Origin of the sequence: Streptomyces sp. C10-9-1 (genome assembly GCF_024497955.1) — a bacterium.
Taxonomy (GTDB): domain Bacteria; phylum Actinomycetota; class Actinomycetes; order Streptomycetales; family Streptomycetaceae; genus Streptomyces; species Streptomyces sanyensis.
On record NZ_JANHKP010000003.1, the window covers coordinates 175,060 to 195,406 of the forward strand.

A 20,347-nucleotide genomic window follows, 5' to 3' on the forward strand; every position below is an offset into this window, starting at 1 on the left:
GAGCACCGCCGCCCTTTGTGAGGGTCCGACAACACCGTGCCGAGCGGCACGAAGCGCGGGGACCCGCGCGCCGCTGCGCCGCGCGGGTTAACGGGGACTGCCGGGCGGGTGACCCAGAGCCGACGGCCGTACGTCCCGCGGGCACGGAAACAGAGATGTTGAAAGTTGAACGGAATAGCCCTACAGTCGACGTGGTTGAAGCTTAAACAACATGCCGGGTCCCCGGCATCCCGTCCCCGAGGAGCACGCCATGGGCATCTTCACCCGCAAGACCGACACCGCCGTCGCCACCGTCGACCCCGCCCTCGCGGCCCTGACGGGCGAGTACACCGTCGACCCGGCCCACAGCAGCCTGGGCTTCACCGTCCGGCACGCCATGGTGACCAACGTCCGCGGCTCCTTCGGCTCCTTCGAGGGCACCCTCGTGCTCGACGGCCGCGACCCCGCCGCCTCGTCCGCCTCCCTGGACGTCGACATCGCCTCCGTCGACACCGGCATCGCGGACCGGGACGGCCACCTGCGCAGCGCCGACTTCTTCGACGCGGAGACCTTCCCCGCGATGACCTTCCGTTCCACCGCCGCCGAGCAGCTCGGCGGCACGTCGTACCGGATCACCGGCGAGCTGACGATCAAGGACGTCACCCGCCCGCTCTCCATCGACCTGGAGTTCCAGGGCTCGGCCACCGACCCCTTCGGCAACGAGCGGGTGGGCTTCGAGGGCACCACCGAGATCCTCCGCTCGGAGTGGGGCCTCACCTGGAACACGGCCCTGGAGACGGGCGGTGTCCTGGTGAGCGACAAGGTCAGGCTGGCCTTCGACATCTCCGCCATCAGGAAGTCCGGCTGACGGCGGCCGCCGCCCGCGGCCCCCTGCCGCCGTGCGGGCAGCACCCCGGCGGGCGCCCGCTCGGCCGGCCCCTCCCGGCCCGGAGCGGGCGCTCCGCCCGTGCGGGCGGGCACGAGGGGGCGGGCACGAGGGGGCGGCCGCCCCGCCCCCGGTCAGAGCCCGCCGGTCTGCAGCAGGCGGTCGGGGGAGCCCTCGGTGACCGCGAGGCGGCCCTCGGCCGAGACCTCCAGCAGCAGGCGCTCCACGGCGGCCACGTCCGCCGCCGGGGCGGCCGCACGGGCCAGCAGCGCCACCCCGGCCACATGGGGAGCCGCCATCGAGGTCCCGTCGAGCGCGAGGCCGCCGCCGCCGAGGCGGGCCGAGACGATCTGCGTTCCGGGGGCGTACATCGCGAGGCAGGCGCCGTGGTTGGAGAAGCCCGTCTGGCGGTCCTGCGCGTCGGTGGCCCCCACGGTGAAGGCGCTCGGCGCCGAGGCGGGCGACACCCCGCAGGCGTCCCCGCCCTCGTTCCCGGCGGCGACGACGGGGACCACCCCGCCCGCGGCGACCCGGTCCAGGGCGTCGTTCACCGTCCGGGAGGCGGGCCCTCCGAGCGAGGCGTTCATGACCGCGGGCCCGGAGGCGTCGCGCGCGATCCAGTCCAGGCCGGCCATGATCCCCGACCAGGTGCCCCGGCCCCGGCAGTCGAGCACCCGCACACTGACCAGGTCCGCACCGCGGGCCACTCCGTAGCTCGCGCCCCCGACGGTGCCGGCGACATGGGTGCCGTGCCCGTCGCAGTCGGCCCCGTCGCGGCCGTCGCCGACCGCGTCGTAGCCCGGACGGGCCCGCCCGCCGAACTCCTCGTGCGCGTAGTCGATCCCGGTGTCGAGGATGTAGCCCGTGGTGCCCGCGCCCGAGCCGTGCACGGCGAACTCCCCGTCCAGCGGAAGGTCCCGCTGGTCGATGCGGTCCAGCCCTCAGGAGGGGGTGCCCGCGCGCGCACCCCCGGCCGGGACGGCGGCGACGGCGGAGACCTCGGCGTCCTGCTCGACGGCGGTGACCCCGGGCGCGCCGCGCACGGCGGCCAGTTCCCCGGGCGTGAGCCGGGCGGCGAAGCCCCTGGCCACGGAGGAGTAGGTGAACAGCGAGACCAGGTCCAGCTCCGCGAGGAGGGACTCGGCGTCGGCGGACTCGCCGAGCGTGACGATGTACTGGCCGGCGAGGGGCGCGGCGGACCGGTACAGCGGGGCGGGGGCGCGGGCCGGGCCCGGTCCGTCGAGGGCGGTGGCGGGCGGGACGGGTGCGAGGAGGGCGGCGAGGGCCGCCGCGCAGGCGCTGAGCCTGGTTCGGGTACGCATGCGCACGAGGGAAGCACGCAGCGTAGGCGATTCCTACGCACCGTGGCGACAGCTCCACGCGTCCCCACCGTTGCCGTACAGGCGCCCCGCCGCCGGAGTGCGGCGGTCCGGTCAGAAGCCGCCCCCGTCGAAGCCGCCGAACCCGCCGCCGCCTCCCCAGTCGCCGCCGCCCCAGCCGCCCGAACCGAAGTCCGAGGAGCCGAAGTCGCCGCCGAAGTCACCGGCGCCGTCGGCCCCGGCCTCCCCCGCGCCGAACTCGCCGCCGCCGTAGTCCGCCGCGTAGGCGGGGGCGGCGAGCATGTGGCCGAGCATGGTGCCCATCAGCAGGCCGGGCAGGATCCCGCCGCCGAAGTAGCCGCCCGCCCACGGGCCGTAGGCGGGTCCGGCCTCCCAGTACGGGCGGCGGCCGGACTCGGTCTCCACGGTGCGCGCGTCCGGGTCTCGGCCGTCGGCGATGCGCGCCCGGTCGGCGGCGCAGACCGGGACCTCGCGCTCGGTGCCCGCGGTCGGCGCCCAGGCGACATCGGCCACCGAGGGGCCGTGGCGGGGGTCGAAGAAGCAGGGTGCGCGCCGCTCGGGCAGCGGGCTGCCCTCCCTGCGCGCGGCGAGCACGGCCAGCGAGAAGCGGCCGTCCTGAAGCGCCTCGGTGACGGGGCGGACGTCCGCGGGGCGCTCGGCGGCGGACATCCGGTCCTTCGCCGTCTCGTAGGCGTCGAGGGCGTGGGCGTAGTCCGCCCGCATGGTGTCGTCCGCGCCCTTCTCGCCGGGGTGGAAGTCCAGCCGGTCCAGGGCCTCGCCGTAGGCGGTGATGTCCTCGTCGACGACCACCCGCAGCTTCTCCAGCGCGGCCCGGTCCTCGGCCACCTTGCGACGGCGCCGGGTGGTGCGGACGGTGAGAACCGCCGTGCCGGCCGCCGCCGCCAGGACGCCGAGGGCGATGAGCGCGCCCGCCCCGGAGCCGCCGGGCCCGACGGGCTGCGCGCCGGAGTCCCAGGTGGCGGGCGCGGTGCCGCGGGCCTCGGGCAGGGCCTGGCCGACGAAGTTGTCCAGCTGGGTGGCGGCGTCGACGGGGCCGCCCACCTTGACCGCGTCCGAGAGCCGGGCGACCTCCGCACCCGGCATGACGACCGAGTCGGCGGCCGCGTTGAAGCCCTCCCCCAGGCGCACCGCGTAGATCCCGGCGATGCCGGTGCGGGCCCGCAGCTCCTCGAGCAGCCCGTCGGGCGCGAACTCCTCGGTGGCGGGCAGGACGGCGACGAACAGGGGTTTGTCGGCGCTCTCGATCCGGTCGGCCAGCACGGCCGCCTCGCCGGGTGTGAGCTCCTCGGCCATGGACGGGTGGACGTACACCGGGCCCTGTTTCAGGGCGGCGGCGGCGTCCGACAGGTCCGGGTCGGCCGCCGAGGCGGTCGGGACCAGGACCAGCAGCAGCGTCAGCGTCAGCCCCGCGAGGGCCGACACCCAGGTGAACGGCCGTGTCCTCATACATCGACGCTACCCGAAGAGCACGGCGAACCGGGCATGTCCGGCGGAACGGAGTCCGGTGCGGAGGCCCCGCCCGGGGCCTTTGCACGGGGGCGGGCGCGGCGGGAGCCCGGAGGCCGGGACCCCGCCGCCGGCGCGCCCGGCCGCGGGCGTCACTCGGTGGGCTCGACCCCGGCCCGCAGCAGCCCGTAGGTGTAGGCGTCCTCCAGGGCCTGCCAGGAGGCCGCGATGATGTTGTCCGCGACGCCGACCGTCGACCAGTCGCCGGCGCCGTCCCCGGTGGAGATGAGCACCCGGGTCGTCGAGCCGGTGCCGTGGCGGCCCTCCAGGATGCGGACCTTGTAGTCGATCAGCTCCAGCTTGGCCAGCTGCGGGTAGATCTTCTCCAGGCCGACGCGGAGCGCCTGGTCCAGGGCGTTGACGGGGCCGTTGCCCTCGGCGGTCGCCAGGATGCGCTCGCCCTTGGCCCACAGCTTGACGGTGGCCTCGTTGGCGTGGGTGCCGTCGGGGCGGTCCTCGACGATCACCCGCCAGGACTCGGTGCGGAAGTAGCGCCGGGCGCGGCCCTCCGCCTCCTCGCGCAGCAGGAGTTCGAAGGAGGCGTCGGCGGCCTCGTAGGTGTAGCCCGCGAGTTCGCGCTCCTTGACGCGCTCGACCACCCGGCCCACCAGGTCCCGGTCGCCGCCGAGGTCGATGCCGAGCTCCTTGCCCTTGAGCTCGATGGAGGCGCGGCCCGCCATGTCGGAGACCAGCATCCGCATGGTGTTGCCGACCTGCTCGGGGTCGATGTGCTGGTACAGGTCCGGATCGACCTTGATGGCGGAGGCGTGCAGTCCGGCCTTGTGGGCGAAGGCCGAGACGCCCACGTAGGGCTGGTGGGTGGAGGGGGTGAGGTTGACGACCTCGGCGATGGCGTGGGAGATCCGCGTCATCTCCGCGAGGGCGCCCTCGGGCAGCACCTTCCGGCCGTACTTCAGCTCCAGGGCGGCGACCACCGGGAACAGGTTGGCGTTGCCGACGCGCTCGCCGTAGCCGTTGGCGGTGCACTGGACGTGGGTGGCGCCGGCGTCCACGGCCGCCAGCGTGTTGGCCACCGCGCACCCCGTGTCGTCCTGCGCGTGGACGCCGATCCGGGCCCCGGTGTCGGCGATCACGGTGGCGACGACGGCCTGGACCTGCGCCGGCAGCATCCCGCCGTTGGTGTCGCACAGGACGACCACGTCGGCGCCCGCCCCGTACGCGGTGCGGACGACCTCCTTGGCGTAGGCCGGGTTGGCCTGGTAGCCGTCGAAGAAGTGCTCGCAGTCGACGAACACCCGCCGGCCCTGCTCCCGCAGGTGGGTCACGGTGTCGCGGACCATCTCCAGGTTCTCGTCCAGCGTGGTGCGCAGCGCCAGCTCGACATGGCGGTCATGGGCCTTGGCGACCAGGGTGACGACCGGGGCCCCCGAGTCGAGCAACGCCTTGACCTGCGGGTCCTCGGCCGCCGAGCCCCCGGCGCGGCGGGTGGCGCCGAAGGCGACGAGCCGGGCGTGGCGGAAGTCGATCTCGCGCCGCGCGCGGGCGAAGAACTCGGTGTCGCGCGGGTTGGCACCCGGCCAGCCGCCCTCGATGAAGCCCACGCCGAAGTCGTCCAGATGGCGGGCGATGGTCAGCTTGTCGGCGACCGTCAGGTTGATGCCCTCGCGCTGCGCCCCGTCGCGCAGCGTGGTGTCGAAGACGTGGAAGGCGTCGTCGACCCGGGTGTCCTGGCCGTTGGTGGTCATGCTGTCGGGACTCCTGTCGGATGAGTGGCTCCGGAATGTCTGGATCCACTTGCCCCCATCATCGCGCGCCGTTCGCCTCGGCCGGGGATGGGGCCGTAAAACGAAAAGACCCCTCGCGGGTGCGAGAGGTCTGCGCGCGGGTCTGGGGCACGGTGTCCGCCGTCCGCGGGATTGCGTCCACGGGTTCAGCGGTCACTGCGGACCGGCGCGCTGCTGCCGATAATCATGGCGAACGAGAGCACGGACGCAGTCTGCCACAGCCGGACCGGAACACGGACGGCGGTCTCACCATGCGGGCACCGCAGGGGCGACCGCGTCACTGCCGGAGCAGCCCCTCCGAGACGAACTCCTCCACGTGCGCCAGCACCTGCTCCCGGCCCGTCCCCGGTATCCCGACCGCCACATGGACGCTGAAGCCGTCCAGCAGGGCGCGGAAGCGGGCGGCCCACCGGTCGGGGTCGACGGGGCGGAACTCCCCGCGCGAGACGCCCTCCGCGAGCAGGGCGACCAGGTCCCGGTGCCAGGCGCCCTCGATCGCGGCCTGGCGGGCGCGGGCGTCGGCCTCGGCGTTCTGCGAGCGGTTCCAGACCTCCAGCCACAGGGTCCAGTGCGGGTCGCGGGGCCCGTCCGGCACGTACAGGTCCACATAGGCGGCCAGGCGCTCCCGCGCCGTGGCCGGGCGCGAGAGCAGCGCCCCCCGCTCGGCCCCGAGGCGGCCCTCGCTCCACTCCAGCGTCTGGAGCAGCAGTTCGTCCTTGGTGCGGAAGTAGTAGAGCAGGTGGCCGCTGCTCATGCCGACCTCGCGCCCCAGCCCGGCCATGGTCAGGTTGTCCAGCCCGTGCTCGGCGATGGTGGCCATCGCCGCGGCGAGCAGGTCCTCGCGCGGGGGCGCGGCGTTGCGGCGCCTGGCGGCGGGGGTCACGGGGCCGCCGCCGGGGAGCGGGGCGCGGCAGGAGGTGCGTTGCGGTTCACCCGTACGTTCTACCCGATCACCGCCCCCGGGCGGGCCCCGAGGGGTCAGCCGACGCGCGGCTGCTGCTGGGTGATGCAGTGGACGCCTCCGCCTCCGGCGAAGATCGGCCGGGCGTCGACCAGGGTGACGGTGCGGTCGGGGTAGACGCGGCGGAGGATGCCCGCCGCGATCTCGTCCCGGGGGTCGTCGAAGGCGCAGAGCACCACACCGCCGTTGCAGACGTAGTGGTTGATGTAGGAGTAGTCGACCCACTTCCCGTCCTCGTCCCGCAGCACGGTCGGGGCGGGGACCTCGACGACCTCCAGGGGGCGGCCGCGGGCGTCGGTCTGGGCGCGCAGCAGCGCGGCGTTGGCCTTGCCGAGTTCGTGGTCGGGGTGGGCGGGGTCCGGCTGGGTGTGGCAGAGCACCGTCCCGGGCCCGGCGAAGGCGGCGACGATGTCGACGTGGCCCCGGGTGCCGTACACGCCGTAGTCCGCGGTGAGGCCGCGCGGCAGCCAGACGGCCTTGGTGGTGCCCAGGCGGGCGTGCACCTCGCGCTCGACTTCGGCGCGGCTCCAACCGGGGTTGCGCTCGGGCCCGAGCTGAACCGTGTCGGTGAGCAGAACGGTGCCCTCCCCGTCCACGTGGAGGGCGCCGCCCTCGTTGACCAGCGGGGAGGCGTGGACCGGCACCCCCGCCAGCTCGGCCACGTGGGCGGCGATCCGGGAGTCGTGCTCCCAGCGCGCCCACCCGGCCGCCCCCCAGCCGTTGAACACCCAGTCCACGGCGGCCAGCCGGGTGCCGTCGCTGACGAAGGTGGGGCCGATGTCCCGCATCCAGGCGTCGTCCAGCTCGCGTTCGACGACGTCGATCGCGTCGCCGAGCAGCTGCCGCGCCGATTCGGCCTGGCCCGTCCCGGCGATCACGGTGACCGGCTCGAAGCGGCGCACGGCGTGGGCGACGGCCGCCCAGGCCGCGCGCGCCTCGGCCAGTTCGGCCGCGTCGGTGAAGGTCGGGTTGGGCCCCGGCCAGGCCATCCAGGTGCGCTCGTGCGGTGCCCACTCGGGCGGCATACGGAAGGTCACAGGGGGTTCCTAGAGGAAGTAGAGGCGGTTGAGGGAGACGGAGTCGGCGGGTTCTGAGCGCAGCGGATCGCCGTCGAGCGTGACCCGCCCGGTCGGCCCGTCCACCTGGACGTCCCCGATGCGGGAGTTGAGCAGGAGGTCGCCGGGGCCGATGCCGCGGGTGCCGCGGACGGGGACCCTCCTGCGCCCGGTCGGCATGCGGTCGGAGCCGTTTCCGGCGGCGGCCTCGGCGACGAAGGCGACGGAGATGTCGGCCGGGGTCGCGCCGTGGGCGCCGAACTGCGGCCCGAGGACGAGCGGTTCGCAGGTGTCGGTCGCCGCGTTCGGGTCGCCGGTGACGCCGTAGGCCGGGAAGCCCGACTTCAGCACGAGCTGCGGCTTGGCGCCGAAGAACTCGGGCCGCCAGAGCACGATGTCGGCCATCTTGCCGACCTCGATGGACCCGACCTCGTGGGCGAGGCCGTGGGCGATCGCCGGGTTGACGGTGAGCTTGGCGATGTAGCGCAGCACCCGGGCGTTGTCGTCGTGGGCGCCGTCACCCGGCAGCGGCCCGCGTTCGGCCTTCATCTTGCCCGCCATGGCGAAGGTGCGGCGCACGGTCTCCCCGGCGCGGCCCATGCCCTGGGCGTCGGAGGAGGTGATCCCGATGGCGCCGAGGTCGTGCAGCACGTCCTCGGCGCCCATCGTCCCGGCGCGGATGCGGTCGCGGGCCATGGCCGCGTCGCCCGGCAGGTCGGTCTTGAGGTCGTGGACGGAGACGATCATCCCGTAGTGCTCCGCGACCGCGTCCCGCCCGAAGGGCAGGGTGGGGTTGGTGGAGGAGCCGATCACGTTCGGCACGCCCGCCATCCTCAGCACGTTCGGGACGTGGCCGCCGCCGCAGCCCTCGATGTGGAAGGCGTGGATGGTGCGCCCGTCGAGGACGCCGAGGGTGTCCTCCACCGAGAGGCACTCGTTGAGGCCGTCCGAGTGCAGGGCCACCTGCACGTCGTGCTCCTCGGCGACGCGCAGCGCGGTGTCCAGGGCACGGGCGTGCGCGCCCATGTCCTCGTGGACCTTGAAGCCGCAGGCGCCCCCCTCGGCGAGGGCCTCGACCAGGGGGGCGGGGTCGGAGGAGGAGCCGCGCGCGAGGAAGCCGATGTTGACCGGCCAGGCGTCGAAGGCCCGGAAGGCGTGCCGCAGCGCCCAGGGCGAGTTCACCCCGACGCCCCACACCGGCCCGAACTCCTGGCCGATCAGAGTGGTGACCCCGCTGGCCAGGGATGCCTCCATGACCCGGGGCGAGAGCAGGTGGACGTGGGTGTCGACGGCGCCGGCGGTGGCGATCAGGCCCTCTCCGGAGACGATGGAGGTACCGGTGCCGACCACCACGTCGACCCCGTCGAGGGTGTCGGGGTTGCCCGCGCGGCCGATGGCGTGGATGCGGCCCTCGCGGATGCCGACGGAGACCTTGCGGATGCCGAGCACGGCGTCGATGACCAGCACGTTGCTGATCACGACGTCGCAGGTGTCGCGGACGGAGGCGGCCTTCAGGTGCAGGCCGTCGCGGGCGGTCTTGCCGAAGCCGGCGAGGAACTCGTCGCCCGGGCGCTGGCTGTCCGACTCCACGCGGACCACCAGCCCGGAGTCGCCCAGCACCACCCGGTCCCCCGCGCGGGGGCCGTGCACGGAGGCGTACTCGCGGGCGTCCATGCGGCGGGGGGCGGGCCGGTGGTGGTCGTGGTGGCGGGTGGGTCTGCTCATGGGGTCGTTCCCTCCGTTCCCAGGTAGCCGCAGGCGGCGGCCCTGCGCAGTGCCTCCTCCTTGGCCCCGGGGGCGTCGAGGGGGCCGTCGACGAGGCCGGCGAAGCCGATCGCGATCCGGTCCCCGCCGAGGGGCACCAGACCCACCTCCGACTCCTCCCCGGGGCCGAAGCGCACCGAGGAGCCGGCGGGCACGGCGAGCCGCATGCCGTAGGCGGCGGAGCGGTCGAAGCGCAGCCTGGGATTGGCCTCGAAGAAGTGGAAGTGGGAGGTGACGCTGACCGGGACGTCCGCCGTGTTGCGCACGTCCAGCACCAGGTCCGGGGCGGGGTCGGGGGTGTCCGGGCCGGGGAGCACCGCGCCGGGGGCGTCGTCGCCCAGGCGGCCCCCGCCGATGGGGTCGGCGACGACCGCGAGGCGGGATCCGTCCTCGAAGACGGCCTCGACGTGGACCTCGGTGACGACGTCCGCCACGCCGGGCAGCACGTCGTCCGGACCGAGCACCGAGCGGGCCGCCTCGACCGCCTCGGCGAGGCGGCGGCCGTCCCGGGCGGCCTCGCAGACGGTGTCGGCGACGAGCGCCGTGGCCTCGGGGACGTTCAGCCGCAGTCCGCGGGCCCGGCGGGCCCGGGCGAGCTCGGCGGCGCCGAAGAGCAGCAGCCGGTCGCGCTCGGTCGGGGTCAGCCTCATGCACCACACCTCCCATGTTTGAGCAACACTCTAACAAGCAAGGTCTTCCGAGGAAACCATTGACTTAAAGCGAGGCATGGCCCACATTGAGCACCGCTCAATTAGAGCGCCATTCAAACGCAGTACGGGAGCGAGCCTCATGCCGATGGAGCAGCGCGGAGTCGACACCATCCCCGAGCCGGAACGCACCAGCACCCCCCGCGACCTGGTCTCGATCCTGCTGGGATCGAACCTCTGCCTGGGGGTGATCGTCTTCGGCTGGCTGCCGGTCTCCTTCGGGCTGGGCCTGTGGCCCGCGGTGACCTCGATCGTCGCGGGCACCGTCGTGGGCGTGGCGGTCACCGCCCCGCTCGCGCTGATCTCCCTGCGCACCGCGACCAACCTCTCGACCTCCAGCGGAGCGGCCTTCGGCGTCCGGGGGCGCCTGGTGGGATCGGTGGTCGGCCTGCTGCTCTCGCTGGGCTACACCGCCCTGACGCTGTGGATCGGCGGCGACGTGATGCTGGGGACACTGGCCCGGATCGCGGGGGTGCCCACCGGTGGGGCCGCGCACACCGTGGTCTACACGGCGCTCGCGGCCTGCACCGTGGTCGGCGCCGTCTACGGCTACCGCCTGCTGCTGCGGGTGAGCCGGGTGCTCGCCGTCGGCATGTCGGTGCTGCTCGCTCTCGGGCTGCTCGCCTACGGCCCCGAGCTGACCACCGCGGCCCCACCGGACACGCCGTACCTGCTGGGCTCCTTCTGGCCGACGTGGTTCCTGTCCGCGGTCGCCGCCGGTCTCAGCGGCCCCGTGGCCTTCATCACCCTGCTGGGCGACTACACCCGCTACATCTCACCGGCGCGCCACACCCCGCGCCGGGTCCTGCGCGCCACCTGCCTGGGGCTCCTTGCCGGCCTGCTCGTCCCCCAGCTCTTCGGCACCCTCACCGCGCTGGCCGCCCGCGCGGGCGCCGACTACGCCGGCCCGCTGGTCGCCGCCGCGCCCGGCTGGTACCTGGTGCCGCTGCTGATCGCCGCGGCGGCCGGATCGGTGGGCAACGCGGGGCTGATGCTCTACTCGATGGGGCTGGACCTGGACGCGATCCTGCCCCGCGCCACACGCACCCGGGCCACCCTGGTCGTGGCGGCCGTCGCCACCGCCTTCGTCTTCCTCGGCCACTTCGTGTGGGACGCCCAGTCCGCGATGACCTCCTTCGTCCTGCTGCTCACCGCCGTCGGCACCCCCTGGGCCGTGATCACCCTGACGGCCCATGCGCGGTGCGGCGGCGTCTACGACGAGGGGGCGCTCCAGGTGTACAACCGCCGGGCACGGGGCGGCGCCTACTGGTACCGCGCGGGCTGGCACCCGGGGGCCGTGCTGTCCTGGGCGGCCGGAGCGGGCGTGGGGCTGGCGGCCGTGTCCACCCCGCTCTACGAGGGCCCGCTGCTGCCGCTCACCGGCGGGGTGGACACCAGCTTCGTCCTGTCGGGACTGGTCGGCGGCGCGCTGTACACGCTGGTGGCCCCAGCCCGCGCCGGGGCCGTCCCCGGACCGCGGACCGCCGGCGGGGCGGGCGGCCCGGCGCCCGCCACCGACGGGGCCGCCCGCCCGAAGGCGCCGCAGGCGGGCTGAGCGGGGCGGGGCGGCCGTGCATCGCCCGCCCGCCGGCGCACGGCGGCCCGCCGCACCGGACGGGGCCGGGGCGGCGGGCCGGCTGCCGGACCGCAGGACGGGTCAGGCGACGGGGTGCGTCCAGCCGTGGGCGTCCGCGGCCTTGCCGGTCTGGATGTCCAGCAGCGCCTTGCGGAGCTTGAGCGTGACCTCGCCCGGCTCCCCGCCGGACTGCTGCCACTCGCCCCGGGCCGACTTCACGGTGCCGACGGGCGTGATGACGGCGGCCGTGCCGCAGGCGAAGACCTCCTTGAGGGCACCGCTCTCGCTGTCCGCCTGCCACTGGTCGATCGAGACGCGCCCCTCCTCGGAGGTGTACCCGAGGTCCCCGGCCAGCTTCAGCAGGGAGTCGCGGGTGATGCCGGCGAGCAGGGAGCCGGTCAGCGTCGGGGTGACGATGCGGTCCTCGTAGACGAAGTAGAGGTTCATGCCGCCGAGCTCCTCGACCCACGTGTGCTCGACGGCGTCGAGGTAGGCGACCTGGTCGCAGCCCTTGGCGGCCGCCTCGGCCTGGGCGAGGAGGGAGGCGGCGTAGTTGCCGCCGGTCTTGGCGTCGCCCATGCCCCCGGGGACGGCGCGCACCCGGTCCTCGGACAGCCAGATGGAGACCGGCTTCACGCCGCCCGGGAAGTACGCACCGGCGGGCGAGGCGATGACCAGGAACAGGTACTCGCTGGCCGGGCGCACCCCGAGGCCGACCTCGCTGGCGATCATGAAGGGCCGCAGGTAGAGCGACTCCTCGCCGCCGTGGGCCGGGACCCACGCCTCGTCCTGGCGGACGATCGCGTCACAGGCGGCGACGAACAGGTCGACGGGCAGCTCGGGCATGGCCAGCCGACGGGCCGAGGCCTGGAACCGCCGGGCGTTCGCCTCGGGGCGGAAGAGGGCCACCGAGCCGTCGGGGTGGCGGTAGGCCTTGAGCCCCTCGAAGATCTCCTGCGCGTAGTGGAGGGTCATGTTGGCAGGGTCGATCGACAGCGGCGCGTAGGGGACGAGCTCCGCGTCATGCCAGCCGCGCCCCTCGGTCCACTTGATGACGACCATGTGGTCGGTGAAGTGGCGGCCGAAGCCGGGGCTGGCCAGGATCGCGTCGCGCTCCGCGTCGGACAGCGGGTGCGAGGAGGGCTTGAGCTCGATCGAGGGCGTCGTCATGAGTGGAGTCCTTCACCGGTTGGCAGTGGCGGACCGCGTCACGCGGGGCGGATGCCCGACGCCGCGCGGGTGCTTGGACGTCCGAACATCGCCGTGTACACGGCCCACGTTCGATTATCGCCCGCGTGGGCCCGGACGGGGAACAGCGTGGAGCGCGGCCCGGTGTCGATGGTGGCACCCGTCACGGCGCAGCAGAAGCCGCCGGGCGCGGTGGGAAGGCGACCCGGCGGCGGGGCGGGGGCCGGAAACGGCCCCCGCGGGGATGCGGTCCGTCGGGTCAGCCCGCTACGCGTACCGCGAGCGCGTCGCCGATCTCGTCCGTGGTGCGGACCTTCTCGGGGCTGCGCTCCGCCAGGTCGGCGGTGACCGCCGCCTCGATGCGGTCGGCCTCGGTCTCGTGGCCGAGGTGCCGCAGCAGCAGGGCGACGGACAGGACGGTGGCCGTGGGGTCGGCCTTGCCGGTGCCCGCGATGTCCGGGGCCGAGCCGTGGACGGGCTCGAACATCGAGGGGAAGGCACCGCCCGGGTTGATGTTGCCGGAGGCGGCCAGGCCGATACCCCCGGTGACCGCGGCGGCGAGGTCGGTGATGATGTCGCCGAAGAGGTTGTCGGTGACGATCACGTCGAAGCGCTCGGGCTGCGTGACGAAGAAGATCGTCGCGGCGTCGACGTGCAGGTAGTCCGTCGTGACCTGGGGGTACTCCCGGCCCACCGCGTCGAAGATCCGCTTCCACAGGTGGCCCGCGTGGACGAGGACGTTGTTCTTGTGGACCAGCGTCAGCTTCTTGCGCGGCCGGGCAGCGGCGCGCTCGTAGGCGTCGCGGACGACCCGCTCCACCCCGAAGGCCGTGTTCAGGCTGACCTCGGTGGCGACCTCGTGCGGGGTGCCGGTGCGCAGCGAGCCGCCGTTGCCGGTGTAGGGGCCCTCGGTGCCCTCGCGGACCACCACGAAGTCGATGTCGGGCCGCCCGGCGAGCGGGGTGGCGGTGTTGGGGAACAGCTTGGACGGCCGCAGGTTCACATGGTGGTCGAAGGCGAAGCGGAGCTTGAGCAGGAGGCCGCGCTCCAGGACGCCGGACGGCACCGAGGGGTCGCCGACGGCGCCGAGCAGGATCGCGTCGTGCCCCTTGAGCGCCTCCAGTTCGGCGTCCGGGAGGGTCTCCCCCGTCCGGTGCCAGCGCTGGGCGCCCAGGTCGTACTCCTTGGTCTCCAGCTTCACATCCTGCGGGAGGACGGCGGCGAGGACCTTGAGGCCCTGAGCCACGACTTCCTTGCCGATGCCGTCACCGGGGACCACTGCGAGATTGATGCTGCGAGACATGTCGGCACCCTACTCCGCGTCCCATTCGTTGACACGCGATGTCCACCATCTGGACGCCTCTCCGTCGGACGCGGACCGGACGGCGGCGGCGCGGGCACGCGGCAGGCACCGCGGCCCCTCCCCCGGGCCCGAGGGGGCGCCGCGGAGGAGGGACCTCGGAAAGGGAGCGCGTGCGGGGACCGGGGCGGAGCCCCGGCTCAGTGGCCGGTGTCCCCGCCGTTGTCGCGGCGGTCCAGGGCGCGCTGGAGCGCGGCGGCGGCGTTCCTGCGGTCGGCGTCGGCGGTGCGGGCGGAGCGGCGGACGCGGCGGACGGTCTCAGCGGGCATGGTGATCGACTCCTTGGAGATCGGAAGGATTTCGAAGGCGCCGGAAGGGGCGGGGAGCGAGGCCGCAGGGGTTGCCTGCGCGAAGGCACTGGCTCACGACCGCCGTTCGCTGGATCGAGCGAGACGTTCGGCTCCTACAAACGTAAGGCAGCCGCACCGTTCTGTCTCCACAGTTAGTCGGGCTTCCTACTATCTGAGACGGCGGGAGGCGTGCCGCTCGTCACAGCAGGCCGCCGCGGCGCCGGGCCGCCCGCCCCGGGGCCCCCGGCCGCCGCTGCCGGCGCGGCCGCGTCAGCCCCCGGTGGCCGTGCGGAGCACCCGGGCCACCCGCTCGGTCCAGGCGGTCAACTCCTCGCGGGAGGAGTGGTCGTCGCCGCAGAGGGCGGCCGCCTGGGCGTCGCTGAGCCGCTCGGGGCCCTCGGCCTCCAGCAGGGCGTGCAGACTGCGGGCGAGGTGGGCCAGTCGGCGCGCGTCCTCGTGCTCGACGCTGTCGACCCCGTGGCCGGGGCCGAGGGTGGTGGATCCGGGCATGGTTCCTCCTCGAAGCGCCCCCTCCCGGGCAGCCTATGCCCGCCGGACGCGAACCGCCCCCGCCGGTCTGGGGGGACCGGCGGGGGCGGTGTCCGCGGGGCGGTACGGAGGGTCAGCCCATGTGCGGGTAGGTGTAGTCGGTCGGCGCGACCAGCGTCTCCTTGATGGCGCGGGTCAGCGTCCAGCGCATCAGGTTCTGCGGGGCGCCGGCCTTGTCGTTGGTGCCGGAGGCGCGGCCGCCGCCGAAGGGCTGCTGGCCGACGACGGCGCCGGTGGACTTGTCGTTGATGTAGAAGTTGCCCGCCGCGTAGCGGAGCTTGTCCATCGTGTGGGCCGCGGCGGCACGGTCCCCGGCGATGACCGAGCCGGTCAGGGCGTAGGCGGAGACCGACTCCATCTGCTCCAGCACGGCCTCGTACTGGTCGTCCTCGTAGACGTGGACGGCGAGGATCGGGCCGAAGTACTCCGTGGTGAAGACCTCGTTGCCCGGGTCGGTGCACTCGATGACGGTCGGGCGGACGAAGTAGCCGACCGAGTCGTCGTAGGTGCCGCCCGCGACGACGGTGCAGGTCGGGTCCTCCTTGGCCCGGTCGATCGCGGCCTTGTTCTTGGCGAAGGCCCGCTCGTCGATCACCGCGCCGATGAAGTTCGTCAGGTCGGTGACGTCGCCCATCGGGATGCCCTCGACCTCGGCCGCGAACTCCTCCCTGAAGCCCGTGTTCCAGATCGACGCCGGGATGTAGGCGCGCGAGGAGGCGGAGCACTTCTGGCCCTGGAACTCGAAGGAGCCGCGGGTCAGGGCGGTCTTCAGCACGGCGCGGTCGGCGCTCGGGTGGGCGACGACGAAGTCCTTGCCGCCGGTCTCGCCGACGATGCGCGGGTAGGAGCGGTACTTCTCGATGTTGTTGCCGACCGTCTTCCACAGGTGCTGGAAGGTCCGGGTCGACCCGGTGAAGTGGATGCCCGCGAGCATCGGGTGCTCCAGCGCCACCTCCGAGACGGCGATGCCGTCGCCGGTCACCAGGTTGATGACGCCCTTGGGCAGCCCGGCCTCCTCCAGCAGCTGCATCAGCAGCACGGCCGCGTGGGTCTGCGTCGGGGACGGCTTCCAGACCACGACGTTGCCCATCAGGGCCGGGGCGGTCGGCAGGTTGCCGGCGATGGCAGTGAAGTTGAAGGGCGTGATCGCGTAGACGAAGCCCTCCAGCGGGCGGTGGTCCAGGCGGTTCCACACACCGGGCGAGTTCGCCGGGGGCTGCTCGGCCAGCAGGTCGCGGGCGTACTTGACGTTGAAGCGCCAGAAGTCGACGAGCTCGCAGGGGGTGTCGATCTCGGCCTGCTGCGCGGTCTTGGACTGGCCCAGCATGGTGGAGGCGGCCATCGTCTCGCGCCAGGGGCCGGCCAGCAGCTCGGCGGCGCGCAGGATGATCGCGGCGCGGTCGTCGAAGGACATGGCGCGCCAGGCCGGGGCCGCGGCGAGCGCGGCGTCGACGGCGTCCTGGGCGTCCTGCCGGGTGGCGCCGGCGAAGGTGCCGATGACGGCCCGGTGGTTGTGCGGCTGCACGACGTCGACGCGCTCGCCGCCGCCCATCCGCCTGACACCGCCGATGGTCATCGGCAGCTCGATCGGGTTCTCGGCCAGCTCCTTGAGCCTGGCCTCCAGCCGGGCGCGCTCGGGCGAACCGGGGGCGTAGCCGTGGACCGGCTCGTTGACGGGAGCGGGGACCTGGGTGACGGCGTCCATGACTTCCGTGACTCCTTAAGCGAGGGGGGGTGAGGGCCCTGGGTTCGGTCGGGGTCAGTTCTTGGTGATCATCGAGCGCAGGAAGAACAGCAGGTTGGCCGGCTTCTCCGCGAGACGGCGCATGAAGTAGCCGTACCAGTCGGTGCCGTACGCGGTGTAGACGCGCATCCGGTGGCCCTCGGCGGCGAGCCGGAGCTGCTCGTCGCCGCGGATCCCGTAGAGCATCTGGAACTCGTACTCGTCCAGCTTGCGCCCGGCGCCGCGGGCGAGTTCCTGCCCGATGGCGATCAGGCGCGGGTCGTGGGACCCGATCATCGGGTACCCCTCCCCCTCCATCAGGATGCGCAGGATCCGCACATAGGCCTTGTCGATCCCGGCCCGGTCCTGGATCGCGACGGAGGCGGGCTCCTTGTAGGCCCCCTTGACCAGGCGGACCCGGCTGCCGTCCGCGGCGAGGCGGCGGGCGTCCTGCTCGGTGCGGAAGAGGTACGCCTGGATGACGCAGCCGGTGTCCGGGAAGTCCTTCCGCAGCTCCTCGTGGATGGCGAACATCGAGTCGAGGGTGGTGTGGTCCTCGGCGTCCAGGGTCACCGTGGTGCCGATGGCGGCGGCCGCCTCGACGACGGGGCGGATGTTGGCGAGGGCCAGCTCGTGGCCGCCCTCCAGGGACTGGCCGAACATCGACAGTTTGACCGACATCTCGACCCTGGGCCCGAAGTCCAGCCGGGCCAGGCACTCGACGAGCTCCAGATAGGCGTCCCGGGCCCCGGCGGCCTGCTCGCGCGTGGTGATGTCCTCGCCCACCACGTCGAGAGTGACCTCCAGGCCCCGGGCGACCGCGTCCCTGACGATGGGGACGACCTGGTCGACGTTCTCACCGGCGATGAACCGGGCGACGACCTGCTTGGTCCCCGGGGCGGCCGAGACGAAGCGGCGCATTCTGTCGCTGCGCGACGCGGCGAGGATCACGGGACCCAGCACGGGCACCTCCATGGCACGGATGAAGAGCGGCGTAACCCGGACAGAAGACACAGTCCGGGAACAGCACGATGAACCACCGTGAAACCTAAGGATCGCGCGGATGCCGAGCCATCGACAGCTGTCACGCATCCGTGTCCGGGATCTCAGACATATGTACAAGGAGTGCGAGAATGGCCGCGTGAAGGGCGACTACCAGGATCTGGTCGACGAGATCTCCGGCCTGCTCGCGGCCCCCGCCACACTGGAGGACCGGGACTTCCGGCTGATCGCGTTCGGCGCGCACGACAGCGACGACGACACGATGGACCCGGTGCGCACCCGGTCCATCCTCACCAGGACGTCGACCCCGGCCGTCCGGTCCTGGTTCGAGGGCTTCGGCATCGCCCGCGCCGCCGGGCCCGTCCGCATCCCCGCCGCACCCGAGGCCGGGGTGAACCGCGCCCGGCTCTGCCTGCCGGTGCGCCACCACGGGGTGGTGCTCGGCTACGTGTGGCTCCTGGACTCCGCCCCCGGCCCGGGTCCGGACCGGCTGGCCGCCGCCATGGAGGTGGCCGGGCGGATCGGGACCCTGCTGGCGGACGAGGAGCGCGCCGGCTCCGACCTCTCACGGGAGCTGCGCGCGGTGCTGACCGCCGACCGCGGCTGGCAGTACGACATGGCGGTCTCCGCCTTCGCCGAGGCGCTCGGCCCCGCGGGCGAGGGACTGCACGCGCTGGTCTGCGTGCTGCCCTGGCAGGCGGACGACGCCCCCTCGGTCCGTGCCCTGCCCGGCGCGGCGGCACTGGCCACGGTCCCGCTGCACACCGGGCACCCGCCCGGGGAGCCCGGCGGCGCCGAGGCCCCGGCGGACGAGGGCCTCGCCGCCCTGGTCCGGCTGCGGTCGGCGGACAACCCCGAACCGGCGCTGGCGGCCGCGGTCCGGCTCCGCGACCGGGCCTCCGGCGGCACCGCCCGGGGCACGGGCCGGGGGGACGCGCCCGCCACCGGGGCGGGGGTCTCGGCGGCCCACCGCGGGCTGGGCGAGCTGGGGACCGCCTGGCGGGAGGCCGCGGCCGCGGCACGCACCGCGCTCGCCGAGCCCCGCCACTCCCCCGTGGCGCACTGGCCGGAGCTCGGCGCCTTCCGGATGCTCACCGCACTGCCCCCGGACCGTCTGGACGACCCCTGCGTGCGGCAGCTGCTGACGGCCTCCCACCGCGAGCTGGCCCGCACCGCCGAGGTGTTCCTCGACTGCGCGGGCCAGGCGGGCCGGACGGCCGCGGCGCTGGGCGTCCACCGGCAGACGCTGTACTACCGGCTGTCCCGGGTCGAGCAGCTGACCGGCCTCGACCTCGACGACGGGGGTCACCGCCTGCTGCTGCACATGGCGCTCAAGGGCGCCCGGCTGCGGGCCCGGGCCCCGGAGCCGCACCGGTCCTGAGCCGCGGGGGAGGCCGGGGCCCGCCCCCGGCGGACTCAGCCCGCGGCCCCTGCCGCGGCCGCGCCCCCGGGGAGGGCCGGGCCCGCCGGTGCGGCCGGGCCGCGACCCGGTGCCGTCGCGCGCAGACGCCCGGCGAAGACCGCCGCGAGGAGTCCGGTGAGCAGCAGGATCGGCAGCGCCTCCAGCGGTGCCAGCGCGGGGACGGCCACCCCGGCCGCGGTCACCGCCACGAAGGCGGCGGCCGCGGCGACCGCCGCGCGCAGCAGCCGGGTTCCCGTGGGCAGGGCCAGGGCGAGCAGCCCGATGCCGGCCGTCGCGGCGGTCCCCTTGAGCTGGGCGACCGTGTACAGGGCAGCCACCGGAACGGAGGCGAGGGGCTCGCCCGCTGCCGCCTGGGCGGCGTGGACGGCCAGCACGGCGTTCTCCACCATGTCCAGGACACCGGTGGCGATCATCGCGCCCATGCTCAGGTTGCCGAGCACGCGGGAGGCGGTCAGCCCCCGGGCCGCGGTGAAGGTGACCACGTAGGCCAGGACGAAGAGCGCGTCGAAGCCCATCCAGAGGAGCACGGCCTCCGGCCGGTCGTGGAGCGGTGCGGCGAACTCCGCCAGCGTCAGCGGCACGTCGGTGGGCTGGAGGTGCACGCCGGAGTGGACGGCCGTCAGCACGGGAAAGGCGACCGCGCAGGCGAAGGCGGCGAGCGCCGCGAGGAGTCCGGCCCGGTCCAGCACCCGGGTGTCCGGGGACGGGGAGGCGCTCACCGGCCCTCCTCCGCCCCGTCGCCAGGGGCGTCCGCGTCGGCATCGGGACCGAGGAGGTCCTCCAGGGAGTCCCGGTGGGCGCCCAGCCGCCCGACGACGTGCACCAGGCGGTCGCGGAGCGCCGCCAGCTCGCCCAGCTGCCGCTCCACGTCGGCGATCCGGCCGCGCAGGAGCGCCTCGGCGTGGTCGGCCGGGCAGTCGGTCACATGGTCGCAGGCGTCGGCGAGTTCCCGGATCTCCTCCAGGCGCAGCCCGAGGCGCCGGCCGACCCGGATGAAGGTCAGGCGGTCCACCGCTTCCTGCGGGTAGCGGCGGTGGTCCCCGCTGGTGCGCTCCGCGGGCGGGAGCAGGCCCTCCCGCTCGTAGAAGCGGACGGCGTCCACCGAGATGCCGGCGGCGCTGGCCAGCGCACCGGTGCTGAGCCGGGCGGTGGTGCCCGGCAGGATCGCTGTGGTCATGGCCCCGACGTTAGATCCTGGAGTGGACTCCAGGATCAAGCCGGGCCCGGGTGACGCCTGTCACACCGGCGCCCCGGGCGGTCCCCCGACCTGCG

The 20,347-nt window shown here is 74.2% G+C and carries 17 protein-coding genes and 1 pseudogene; 3 read left to right on the plus strand and 15 right to left on the minus strand.

The features are described 5' to 3' along the window. Positions 1 to 250: 250 nt before the first annotated feature. Positions 251 to 847 carry a YceI family protein gene (locus NPS70_RS05385; RefSeq protein ID WP_256522841.1) on the plus strand — a complete coding sequence of 199 codons (597 nt, stop codon included), beginning with the start codon at positions 251 to 253 and terminating at the stop codon, positions 845 to 847. Positions 848 to 999: 152 nt separating this feature from the next. On the opposite strand, the pseudogene NPS70_RS28850 reads toward NPS70_RS05385, so the two are convergent. The 7 genes and pseudogenes from NPS70_RS28850 to ureA form a co-directional block, all read right to left on the minus strand. After that, positions 1,000 to 2,187: pseudogene (locus NPS70_RS28850) on the minus strand (S8 family peptidase). Between the two features lie 111 nt (positions 2,188 to 2,298). Then, entirely contained in the window at positions 2,299 to 3,672 is a 1,374-nt protein-coding gene (locus tag NPS70_RS05395) for a hypothetical protein (RefSeq protein WP_256522842.1), read from the minus strand. 152 nt (positions 3,673 to 3,824) lie between these two features. Next, positions 3,825 to 5,438 carry a citramalate synthase gene (cimA, locus tag NPS70_RS05400; RefSeq protein WP_256522843.1) on the minus strand — a complete coding sequence of 538 codons (1,614 nt, stop codon included), beginning with the start codon at positions 5,436 to 5,438 and terminating at the stop codon, positions 3,825 to 3,827. A 316-nt stretch (positions 5,439 to 5,754) separates the two neighbouring features. Continuing rightward, positions 5,755 to 6,360: a TetR/AcrR family transcriptional regulator gene (locus tag NPS70_RS05405; protein ID WP_256522844.1), complete on the minus strand. Its 606-nt coding sequence runs from the start codon at positions 6,358 to 6,360 to the stop codon at positions 5,755 to 5,757. A 95-nt stretch (positions 6,361 to 6,455) separates the two neighbouring features. Continuing rightward, positions 6,456 to 7,463, minus strand: a complete 1,008-nt coding sequence (locus NPS70_RS05410) for an agmatine/peptidylarginine deiminase (protein ID WP_256523065.1) — start codon at positions 7,461 to 7,463, stop codon at positions 6,456 to 6,458. 21 nt (positions 7,464 to 7,484) lie between these two features. After that, positions 7,485 to 9,167 carry an urease subunit alpha gene (locus NPS70_RS05415; RefSeq protein ID WP_256523066.1) on the minus strand — a complete coding sequence of 561 codons (1,683 nt, stop codon included), beginning with the start codon at positions 9,165 to 9,167 and terminating at the stop codon, positions 7,485 to 7,487. Positions 9,168 to 9,214: 47 nt separating this feature from the next. Beyond that, entirely contained in the window at positions 9,215 to 9,907 is a 693-nt protein-coding gene (gene ureA, locus NPS70_RS05420; RefSeq protein WP_256522845.1) for an urease subunit gamma, read from the minus strand. A gap of 139 nt (positions 9,908 to 10,046) precedes the next feature. Between ureA and NPS70_RS05425 the strand changes: the two genes are divergently transcribed. After that, entirely contained in the window at positions 10,047 to 11,519 is a 1,473-nt protein-coding gene (locus NPS70_RS05425) for a cytosine permease (RefSeq protein ID WP_256522846.1), read from the plus strand. A 102-nt stretch (positions 11,520 to 11,621) separates the two neighbouring features. Here NPS70_RS05425 and NPS70_RS05430 read toward each other — a convergent pair whose 3' ends face one another. The 6 genes from NPS70_RS05430 to NPS70_RS05455 all read right to left on the minus strand — a co-directional run bounded on the left by NPS70_RS05430 (position 11,622) and on the right by NPS70_RS05455 (position 17,613). Beyond that, the gene (locus NPS70_RS05430; RefSeq protein WP_256522847.1) at positions 11,622 to 12,710 is read right to left on the minus strand and encodes a branched-chain amino acid aminotransferase; all 1,089 of its coding nucleotides are present in this window, start codon (positions 12,708 to 12,710) and stop codon (positions 11,622 to 11,624) included. Positions 12,711 to 12,987: 277 nt separating this feature from the next. Next, the gene (locus NPS70_RS05435; RefSeq protein ID WP_256522848.1) at positions 12,988 to 14,031 is read right to left on the minus strand and encodes a 3-isopropylmalate dehydrogenase; all 1,044 of its coding nucleotides are present in this window, start codon (positions 14,029 to 14,031) and stop codon (positions 12,988 to 12,990) included. A gap of 197 nt (positions 14,032 to 14,228) precedes the next feature. Continuing rightward, positions 14,229 to 14,357: a hypothetical protein gene (locus NPS70_RS05440; protein ID WP_256522849.1), complete on the minus strand. Its 129-nt coding sequence runs from the start codon at positions 14,355 to 14,357 to the stop codon at positions 14,229 to 14,231. Positions 14,358 to 14,648: 291 nt separating this feature from the next. Then, a complete protein-coding gene (locus tag NPS70_RS05445) occupies positions 14,649 to 14,888 on the minus strand; it encodes a hypothetical protein (protein WP_256522850.1) in 240 nt (79 codons plus the stop codon). A gap of 112 nt (positions 14,889 to 15,000) precedes the next feature. Next, positions 15,001 to 16,632 carry an L-glutamate gamma-semialdehyde dehydrogenase gene (gene pruA / locus NPS70_RS05450; protein WP_256522851.1) on the minus strand — a complete coding sequence of 544 codons (1,632 nt, stop codon included), beginning with the start codon at positions 16,630 to 16,632 and terminating at the stop codon, positions 15,001 to 15,003. A gap of 54 nt (positions 16,633 to 16,686) precedes the next feature. After that, complete coding sequence (locus NPS70_RS05455; protein ID WP_256522852.1) at positions 16,687 to 17,613, minus strand: proline dehydrogenase family protein; 927 nt, start codon at positions 17,611 to 17,613, stop codon at positions 16,687 to 16,689. A 178-nt stretch (positions 17,614 to 17,791) separates the two neighbouring features. On the opposite strand from NPS70_RS05455, the gene NPS70_RS05460 reads away from it, so the two are divergent. Further along, positions 17,792 to 19,033: a helix-turn-helix domain-containing protein gene (locus tag NPS70_RS05460; protein ID WP_256522853.1), complete on the plus strand. Its 1,242-nt coding sequence runs from the start codon at positions 17,792 to 17,794 to the stop codon at positions 19,031 to 19,033. Positions 19,034 to 19,068: 35 nt separating this feature from the next. Here the strand turns inward: NPS70_RS05460 and NPS70_RS05465 are convergent, their stop codons facing one another. Continuing rightward, positions 19,069 to 19,794 carry a hypothetical protein gene (locus NPS70_RS05465; RefSeq protein ID WP_256522854.1) on the minus strand — a complete coding sequence of 242 codons (726 nt, stop codon included), beginning with the start codon at positions 19,792 to 19,794 and terminating at the stop codon, positions 19,069 to 19,071. Next, positions 19,791 to 20,252: a MerR family DNA-binding protein gene (locus NPS70_RS05470; RefSeq protein WP_256522855.1), complete on the minus strand. Its 462-nt coding sequence runs from the start codon at positions 20,250 to 20,252 to the stop codon at positions 19,791 to 19,793. Before NPS70_RS05470 ends, NPS70_RS05465 begins: the two co-directional genes overlap by 4 nt. Positions 20,253 to 20,347: the final 95 nt, after the last annotated feature.

Coding starts and splice junctions, on each gene's coding strand:
- NPS70_RS05435 (WP_256522848.1), bottom strand. CDS start 14,031: ATGTCTCGCAGCATCAATCTCGCAGTGGTCCCCGGTGACGGCATCGGC.
- NPS70_RS05440 (WP_256522849.1), bottom strand. CDS start 14,357: ATGCCCGCTGAGACCGTCCGCCGCGTCCGCCGCTCCGCCCGCACCGCC.
- cimA (WP_256522843.1), bottom strand. CDS start 5,438: ATGACCACCAACGGCCAGGACACCCGGGTCGACGACGCCTTCCACGTC.
- ureA (WP_256522845.1), bottom strand. CDS start 9,907: ATGAGGCTGACCCCGACCGAGCGCGACCGGCTGCTGCTCTTCGGCGCC.
- NPS70_RS05395 (WP_256522842.1), bottom strand. CDS start 3,672: ATGAGGACACGGCCGTTCACCTGGGTGTCGGCCCTCGCGGGGCTGACG.
- NPS70_RS05445 (WP_256522850.1), bottom strand. CDS start 14,888: ATGCCCGGATCCACCACCCTCGGCCCCGGCCACGGGGTCGACAGCGTC.
- NPS70_RS05425 (WP_256522846.1), top strand. CDS start 10,047: ATGCCGATGGAGCAGCGCGGAGTCGACACCATCCCCGAGCCGGAACGC.
- NPS70_RS05385 (WP_256522841.1), top strand. CDS start 251: ATGGGCATCTTCACCCGCAAGACCGACACCGCCGTCGCCACCGTCGAC.
- NPS70_RS05470 (WP_256522855.1), bottom strand. CDS start 20,252: ATGACCACAGCGATCCTGCCGGGCACCACCGCCCGGCTCAGCACCGGT.
- NPS70_RS05410 (WP_256523065.1), bottom strand. CDS start 7,463: ATGCCGCCCGAGTGGGCACCGCACGAGCGCACCTGGATGGCCTGGCCG.
- NPS70_RS05430 (WP_256522847.1), bottom strand. CDS start 12,710: ATGACGACGCCCTCGATCGAGCTCAAGCCCTCCTCGCACCCGCTGTCC.
- NPS70_RS05415 (WP_256523066.1), bottom strand. CDS start 9,167: ATGGACGCCCGCGAGTACGCCTCCGTGCACGGCCCCCGCGCGGGGGAC.
- pruA (WP_256522851.1), bottom strand. CDS start 16,632: ATGGACGCCGTCACCCAGGTCCCCGCTCCCGTCAACGAGCCGGTCCAC.